Below are 6,716 nucleotides of genomic sequence, written 5' to 3' on the forward strand. Positions count from 1 at the left end.
TTCTGGTCGTGCAGACGGCCCAGCAGTTCTTCGTTCTCGCGCTGGTCTTGCTCGATCACACGGATCGATTCCAGATGGGCAGGGTTCTCTTCAGTCAGGGCCAGACGCATCCGTGACAATTCGCGACCACGGGCGCGCAGCGCCTCTTCGATCATGTCGATATCGCTGATGCTCAGATCAAACGTGCGGTTGTAGCTTGGCATGTGACTTCCCCAACATCTAGGTTTCGCATCGGAAACTAGGTCGGTTTTACCGCACCATGTGTCGCAGTCAACGTATATCTCTGCATACAAATCATGAGCCAGACGCATCGCTCTTGACCATTGCCCGTCACCCCGTCATTTAGCCCGCACACATAACCCGCAACCGGGCGTTCCGTGGGCGCCAAACTGACGAGGAGCCGAACGATGGCCCAGATTTCCCTGACTTTCCCTGATGGCAATATCCGTACTTATGATGCGGGCGTCACTGCGGCCGATGTCGCGACAGATATCTCACCGTCGCTGCGCAAAAAGGCGATCTCGGCCACTGTGAATGATCTGCATTGGGACCTGCAATGGCCGATCACGGCCGATGCCGCGATTGCCATCAACACGATGAAAGACGAGGCCCCCGCGCTTGAACTCGTCCGTCATGACCTTGCCCATATCATGGCCCGCGCTGTCCAAGAAATCTGGCCTGACACCCAAGTCACCATCGGCCCCGTCATCAAGGACGGCTGGTATTACGATTTTGACCGCAAGGAACCTTTTACCCCAGAAGACCTCGGCACCATCGAAAAGAAGATGAAAGAGATCATCAACAAACGCGATGAGGTCCGCACCGAGATTTGGGAACGTGACGTTGCGATCCAGTATTACAAGGACCGTGGCGAGCCCTATAAGGTCGAGTTGATCGAAAGCATCCCGGGCAATGAACCGCTGCGCATGTATTGGCATGGGCAGTGGCAGGATCTCTGCCGTGGTCCGCATTTGCAGAACACGGGTCAGGTGCCCGCTGATGCGTTCAAACTGATGTCCATCGCCGGTGCCTATTGGCGCGGCGACAGTGACCGCGCGATGTTGCAGCGGATCTACGGGGTGGCCTTTACGAACAAGGAAGGGCTCAAAGCCCACCTGCACATGCTGGAAGAAGCCGCCAAACGCGACCACCGCAAGCTGGGCCGCGAGATGGACCTGTTCCATATGCAGGAAGAAGCCCCCGGTCAGGTGTTCTGGCACCCCAACGGCTGGACGATCTATACCGAGTTGCAGGACTACATGCGCCGCAAACAGCGCGCCGGTGGCTATGTCGAGGTGAACACGCCGCAGGTGGTGGATCGCAAGCTTTGGGAAGCCTCGGGCCATTGGGAAAAGTATCAAGACCATATGTTCATTGTCGAAGTGGACGAAGAACATGCGCGCGAAAAGACGGTCAATGCGCTGAAACCGATGAACTGCCCCTGCCACGTCCAGATTTTCAATCAGGGCCTCAAGTCCTACCGCGAACTGCCGTTGCGGATGGCCGAATTCGGGTCCTGCAACCGCTATGAGCCTTCGGGCGCGCTGCATGGGATCATGCGGGTGCGTGGCTTTACGCAGGACGACGGGCATATTTTCTGCCGCGAAAGCCAGATCGAATCCGAAACAGCCGAATTCATCAGCTTTCTGAGCGGCGTCTATCGAGACCTTGGTTTCGACAACTTCAAAGTGAAGTTTTCAGATCGCCCCGAAAAGCGCGCAGGGTCCGATGAGGTCTGGGACAAGGCCGAGGCCGCCCTTCTGGCCGCGACCCGAGCCGCAGGGATCGAGCCAGAGTTAAACCCCGGCGAAGGCGCGTTCTATGGTCCCAAGCTGGAGTTTGTGCTGACCGATGCCATCGGCCGTGACTGGCAGTGTGGCACGCATCAGGTAGACTTTGTTCTGCCTGAACGGTTGGACGCGAGCTATATCGGCGAGGATGGGGCCAAGCACCGTCCCGTCATGTTGCACCGCGCAACGCTGGGATCGTTCGAGCGGTTCATCGGCATCCTGATCGAAGAGCACGCAGGCAAGCTGCCGTTCTGGCTGGCCCCGCGTCAGGTTGTTGTGGCGACGATTGTCTCGGATGCGGATGACTATGCGTTGGAGGTGGTCGCGGCCCTGAAAGCCGCTGGTGTCCGCGCAGAAGCTGACCTGCGCAACGAAAAGATCAACTTCAAGGTCCGCGAGCACTCTGTCGGGAAGGTGCCGGTGATTCTGGCACTTGGTGCGCGCGAAGTCGAGGAACGCACGGTGACAGCGCGGCGGCTGGGAGAAAACCAAACCTCTGTAACATCTCTGACCGAGATCGTCGCAGAGCTGGCAAAGTCAGCCACACCGCCCGACCTTCTGTAACATTCCCGCGCAGCAACCTGTAACAAACCCGCCGATGGACGCATCGGCGGGTTCTTTGTTTTCTATGGGAAATTCTGTCTGCAACAGGTCGCCACAATGGGTAAGTTGCTCACGTGACCTCACGGAACTGCGATGCACGGGCCTGTGAATGGCGTATGAACAGATGGCACGGTTAGGGTTTGGACATCGCCGCAAGACGGTGAAATGTTAATGTTGACCCAAACCAAAGGAAACTCTCATGTCCAACGCAACCAAAACTCTCGTCCTCGCCAGCGCCGTCGCCTCTGCACTTGCTGGTCTGTCCACCACCGCCACTGCTCAAGAGAACGTAAAGTGCTTCGGTGTGTCGCTCGCCGGCGCAAACGACTGTGCCGCCGGTCCAGGCACAACATGTGCAGGTTCTTCAAAGGTTGACTATCAGGGCAACGCATGGACATTCGTTCCTGCCGGCACATGCGAAACGATGGAACTGCCTGCAATGGCTGACGGGACCGAGCGTATGGGCTCTTTGGAAGCGCTTGATCGCGACCTGCCTGCATAAGCGTAATTCCGGTAAGGTGGATCATGATCCACCTTACCATCACCTACCCGAAGGCTGCTGCCATGCTTGACGCGACACAAACTCCATTACTCCCCGCGCGTCCCGGCGTTGGATACAAAGCCCAACACTACGCCGACATCATGGCATCCCCCGGCCCGCTGGGTTGGCTCGAAATTCACGCCGAGAATTACATGGGCGACGGTGGCCGCCCCATAGCCCAACTGCGCCATCTGGCCGAACGCTTCCCCATCTCGGTGCACGGCGTTGGACTTTCCATCGGTGGCGAAGACGATCTTGACACCGACCATCTGGCCCGCCTCAAACATCTTGTCGGCTGGCTCAACCCCGCAAGCTTTTCCGAGCATCTCGCTTGGTCCACCCACGACAGCCACTTTTACAACGACCTTCTTCCCCTGCCCTATACCACTCAAACACTGACCCGCGTCGCTACTCACATCAATCAGGTTCAGGACGTCGTGGGCCGTCAGATGCTGCTGGAAAACCCCTCCAGCTACCTCGCATTTGCCGAGTCCACGATGTCCGAGACCGATTTTCTGCGCGAATTGGTCGCCCGCACCGGCTGTGGCCTCTTGCTGGACGTCAACAACGTCTTTGTCAGTGCCACGAACCTGCAAACATCTCCGCAAGCCTATATCGACGCGTTCCCTATCGACGCTGTCGGGGAAATCCACCTTGGCGGCCATGACGAAGATCAGGACGAAACCGGTGCGCCGCTGTTGATCGACAGCCACGGCAAGGCTGTCGTGGATCCTGTCTGGGCACTGCTGGATTACACCCTCGCCAAATCCGGCCCAAAGCCACTGCTGATCGAATGGGACACCGATGTGCCCGATTGGTCCGTGCTGTCAGCCGAGATAGCCCGCGCTGACGCGGCCCTTGCCATGGTGCTGGCATGACTGTCCGTCAGGCCGCGTTCAGGAACGCCATGCTGGATCCGGCAGCGGCTGTGCCTGCGGGGATCATCAATCCGGATGGCGGACAGGCTGCCAAGCGGTTTGACGTCTACCGCAACAATGTGGCCGTCAGCCTGTCTGACGCCTTGGAGGCGGCCTTTCCGATTGTCCGCAAACTGGTCGGTGATCAGTTCTTTCGGGCGATGGCTGGCATTTACCTGCGCAAACACCCACCCAAGTCACCACTGATGATGTTCTACGGTCATGCGATGCCGCAATTCCTGCGCCGCTTTCCCCCTGCACAGACTCTCGGGTATCTTCCTGATATTGCGGCTGTTGAACTGGCGTTGCGGCATGCCTATCACGCTGCCGATGCGACGCCCGTGACCCCGCAAGAGTTTGCTGATCTGGCGCCCGACGCGCTGATGGGCGTCAGGCTGCGGATCGCCCCTGCGGTACAGACCGTTGCGTCCAGTTATCCTATTCACGCGATCTACCGCGCCAATACCAGCGACACTGCGCCCAAGCCTGTCATGCAGGCCGAAGCGATCCTGATCACCCGCCCCGCATTTGACCCCGAACTCCACCGGATCAACGCCGCCGCGGCAACCTGTATTGAGGCGCTGAAGTCAGGCCAGACATTGGGACAGGCGATGGCAACTGCGGATGATACGCTCGATCTCGGCCAAGTTTTGGGCCTCTTGCTGGCCCAGAGTGCGGTGACAGAAATTTATTGAAAGGCCCCATAATGACGACTTCCCCTCTCGCTTCAATCACGCGCCCGGTGAACCGACTTGGCGATGCTTTGCTTCCTTTGCTGGCACGGCTTGTGTTTGCGGCAGTGCTGTTCATGTATTACTGGAATTCAGGGCTGACCAAACTGGGCGACGGGCTCTTTGGGTTTCTGTCCCCGTCTCCGGGGGCCTATGTCCAGATCTTTCCCAAGGCGATGGAAGCGGTCGGCTATGACACTTCGCAGTTGGGCGTCTTTCATTGGGCTGTCGTGACCGGCGGGACCATCGCGGAATTCGTTTTGCCGGTCTTGATCGTTATCGGGCTTTTTACCCGGTTGGCAGCTTTCGGGATGATCGGCTTTATCATTGTGCAATCCCTGACCGATCTTTTCGGCCACGGCGGGATCGCGCATGAGGGGACGCTGGGCGCATGGTTTGACCGCATGTCGGACGCGCTGATCCTTGATCAGCGGGCGTTCTGGGTGCTGTGTCTGCTGATCCTTGTGTTCAAGGGCGCAGGTGCGCTCTCGATTGACCGGCTTTTGTTCAGAAATGCGCCTTAGGCTCGTCTGGCTTGCCAGCGGCAATCGCCAGCAGGCCACCAAGGGCGACAAAGCCAATCGGGAACATCGTCCCCACATTAAAACCGAAGGCGGTGTAGAAACAAAACGCGCTGATCAGCATCAGGATTCCGCCCCATAAGGCGCGGGATTTGGCCATCGCACCGCCGGCAATAGCAAGCAACGGGGCGATGAAACTGGCAAACCGGATAAAGCCGGGGTTTTCAAGGAAGCCAAAGAACTGGCCCACCTCGGCATGGCGTTCCGACAATTCGGCGTAGCCATAGCCGAACAGGCCAACCAGAATACCGATCAGGCCGCCGATCAGGCCAAGAATGGATGCGGCGTTGCGCATGGGTGTTCTCCTTACTGCTCTGAGACCGACATAGGCAGTCTTGGATCATTCGCCAAGGTACTTTGCCTGTACGTCCGCTTTCCAGCCGATGGTCCACTGGCCCTCGGCTTCGATCACGGGGCGTTTCATCAAGGTAGGGTGTGCGGCCAAAAGCGCCGCAGCATCGGCCTCCTTCTCGGAATCAGAGAGCGCACGCCATGTGGTAGAGGCACGGTTCAGCGCGCCATCCCCGAAGGTGGCGATGATCGTTTGCAGGTCTGCGGCTGAAATACCGTCTGCGCGCACATCAATCACCTGCGGGTCATATCCTGCTGCTGCTAGGTTTTTCAGCGCCTTTCGGCAGGTATCGCAGGTTTTTAAGCCAAAGAAGCGCATCACGCTCTCCAAAATGTGCAAGAATCTTCCCAATCGCGTGAATGCGACGTCGTGTCATTTGCCTTTTTCATAAAACGAATAACCATAGATTCACAAGGCGAAGGGAAGTCCGCGTGTCGCGGGGCCCAAGACCTGCCCTGCCCGAAAGGGCACGACATGAAGGAGAACGGACAATGCCAAGCGGCACCGTAAAATGGTTCAATACAACCAAAGGCTACGGATTTATTGCGCCCGATGACGGCGGATCAGACATTTTTGTGCATATTTCAGCCGTCGAACAATCCGGCATGACCGGACTTGCCGATGACCAGAAGGTCACATTCGATCTGATCGAAGGGCGTGACGGGCGCAAGATGGCCGGCAATATCGCCAAAGCCTGAGTTCAGAGCCAGACCGCCTGCGCGGCGGTATCCCAGCCCAAGGTCCAGCGTGTCCCGTCAGTGATGACGGGGCGTGCCATAAGTGCTGGCTGGTCGGCCAGTTGAGCCTCGGCCTCGCTCTCGCGCATCCATGCGTTGAGGTTGCGGTAGGCCTGCGATTTGCGGTCCACCAGATTATCCCCGAATTCCGCCAGCAGCGGCGCCCAATCTGCGGCGGACATCGGCGCGGCGCGGATATCGCGGAACGTCACGTCATGGCCCGCGTCGGCCAGCGCCTTGCGGGCTTTGTTGCAGTCAGAACAGGTGGGCAGGCCGTAGAGGATCATCGGGGGTGTCCGGTTTGGAGATGTTGCGGGTCAATTAACCATTCTTGGCGATGGTTGGCTATGTGGAAATATTGTCGTGTATATCCAGTATTGTTGGATCAATCCGATGAAGCACGGTTTGGTCGAGGATATCCGCGATTGGCCGTATGCGTCATGGCATCGGGATAAGCCGTAGGT

General features: G+C 58.1%; 10 protein-coding genes. 6 read left to right on the forward strand and 4 right to left on the reverse strand.

All coding sequences use genetic code 11. The features are described from left to right. The coding region (locus NWQ23_RS02245; RefSeq protein WP_306164610.1) for a hypothetical protein at positions 1–203 on the reverse strand (203 nt) is incomplete at its 3' end. Between the two features lie 204 nt (positions 204–407). Between NWQ23_RS02245 and thrS the strand changes: the two genes are divergently transcribed. From thrS to NWQ23_RS02270, 5 genes are all read left to right on the forward strand, one after another. After that, complete coding sequence (gene thrS, locus NWQ23_RS02250; RefSeq protein WP_306164611.1) at positions 408–2,354, forward strand: threonine--tRNA ligase; 1,947 nt, start codon at positions 408–410, stop codon at positions 2,352–2,354. A gap of 238 nt (positions 2,355–2,592) precedes the next feature. Beyond that, entirely contained in the window at positions 2,593–2,895 is a 303-nt protein-coding gene (locus NWQ23_RS02255; protein ID WP_306164612.1) for a DUF2282 domain-containing protein, read from the forward strand. Between the two features lie 62 nt (positions 2,896–2,957). Next, positions 2,958–3,812, forward strand: a complete 855-nt coding sequence (locus NWQ23_RS02260) for a DUF692 domain-containing protein (protein WP_306164619.1) — start codon at positions 2,958–2,960, stop codon at positions 3,810–3,812. Beyond that, positions 3,809–4,546 carry a DUF2063 domain-containing protein gene (locus tag NWQ23_RS02265; RefSeq protein WP_306164613.1) on the forward strand — a complete coding sequence of 246 codons (738 nt, stop codon included), beginning with the start codon at positions 3,809–3,811 and terminating at the stop codon, positions 4,544–4,546. The genes NWQ23_RS02260 and NWQ23_RS02265 overlap by 4 nt, the downstream gene beginning before the upstream one ends. Positions 4,547–4,557: 11 nt before the next feature. After that, positions 4,558–5,106 carry a DoxX family protein gene (locus tag NWQ23_RS02270; RefSeq protein ID WP_306164614.1) on the forward strand — a complete coding sequence of 183 codons (549 nt, stop codon included), beginning with the start codon at positions 4,558–4,560 and terminating at the stop codon, positions 5,104–5,106. Here the strand turns inward: NWQ23_RS02270 and NWQ23_RS02275 are convergent. Together NWQ23_RS02275 and NWQ23_RS02280 are read right to left on the reverse strand one after the other, a co-directional pair. Beyond that, the gene (locus NWQ23_RS02275) at positions 5,090–5,458 is read right to left on the reverse strand and encodes a hypothetical protein (RefSeq protein ID WP_306164615.1); all 369 of its coding nucleotides are present in this window, start codon (positions 5,456–5,458) and stop codon (positions 5,090–5,092) included. The genes NWQ23_RS02270 and NWQ23_RS02275 overlap by 17 nt on opposite strands. Before the next feature lie 45 nt (positions 5,459–5,503). Beyond that, positions 5,504–5,833: an arsenate reductase family protein gene (locus NWQ23_RS02280; protein ID WP_306164616.1), complete on the reverse strand. Its 330-nt coding sequence runs from the start codon at positions 5,831–5,833 to the stop codon at positions 5,504–5,506. Positions 5,834–6,006: 173 nt separating this feature from the next. Between NWQ23_RS02280 and NWQ23_RS02285 the strand changes: the two genes are divergently transcribed. Beyond that, positions 6,007–6,213 carry a cold-shock protein gene (locus NWQ23_RS02285; protein WP_306164617.1) on the forward strand — a complete coding sequence of 69 codons (207 nt, stop codon included), beginning with the start codon at positions 6,007–6,009 and terminating at the stop codon, positions 6,211–6,213. 2 nt (positions 6,214–6,215) lie between these two features. Here the strand turns inward: NWQ23_RS02285 and NWQ23_RS02290 are convergent, their stop codons facing one another. Further along, entirely contained in the window at positions 6,216–6,539 is a 324-nt protein-coding gene (locus NWQ23_RS02290; protein ID WP_306164618.1) for an arsenate reductase family protein, read from the reverse strand. Between the last annotated feature and the right edge of the window lie 177 nt (positions 6,540–6,716).

The organism is Yoonia sp. (assembly GCF_030731595.1).
Classification (GTDB): domain Bacteria; phylum Pseudomonadota; class Alphaproteobacteria; order Rhodobacterales; family Rhodobacteraceae; genus Yoonia.

What these genes read in the sequence shown, in the direction of transcription:
- thrS (WP_306164611.1), top strand. Translation starts at nt 408, where the DNA reads ATGGCCCAGATTTCCCTGACTTTCCCTGATGGCAATATCCGTACTTAT.
- NWQ23_RS02255 (WP_306164612.1), top strand. Translation starts at nt 2,593, where the DNA reads ATGTCCAACGCAACCAAAACTCTCGTCCTCGCCAGCGCCGTCGCCTCT.
- NWQ23_RS02260 (WP_306164619.1), top strand. Translation starts at nt 2,958, where the DNA reads ATGCTTGACGCGACACAAACTCCATTACTCCCCGCGCGTCCCGGCGTT.
- NWQ23_RS02265 (WP_306164613.1), top strand. Translation starts at nt 3,809, where the DNA reads ATGACTGTCCGTCAGGCCGCGTTCAGGAACGCCATGCTGGATCCGGCA.
- NWQ23_RS02270 (WP_306164614.1), top strand. Translation starts at nt 4,558, where the DNA reads ATGACGACTTCCCCTCTCGCTTCAATCACGCGCCCGGTGAACCGACTT.
- NWQ23_RS02275 (WP_306164615.1), bottom strand. Translation starts at nt 5,458, where the DNA reads ATGCGCAACGCCGCATCCATTCTTGGCCTGATCGGCGGCCTGATCGGT.
- NWQ23_RS02280 (WP_306164616.1), bottom strand. Translation starts at nt 5,833, where the DNA reads ATGCGCTTCTTTGGCTTAAAAACCTGCGATACCTGCCGAAAGGCGCTG.
- NWQ23_RS02285 (WP_306164617.1), top strand. Translation starts at nt 6,007, where the DNA reads ATGCCAAGCGGCACCGTAAAATGGTTCAATACAACCAAAGGCTACGGA.
- NWQ23_RS02290 (WP_306164618.1), bottom strand. Translation starts at nt 6,539, where the DNA reads ATGATCCTCTACGGCCTGCCCACCTGTTCTGACTGCAACAAAGCCCGC.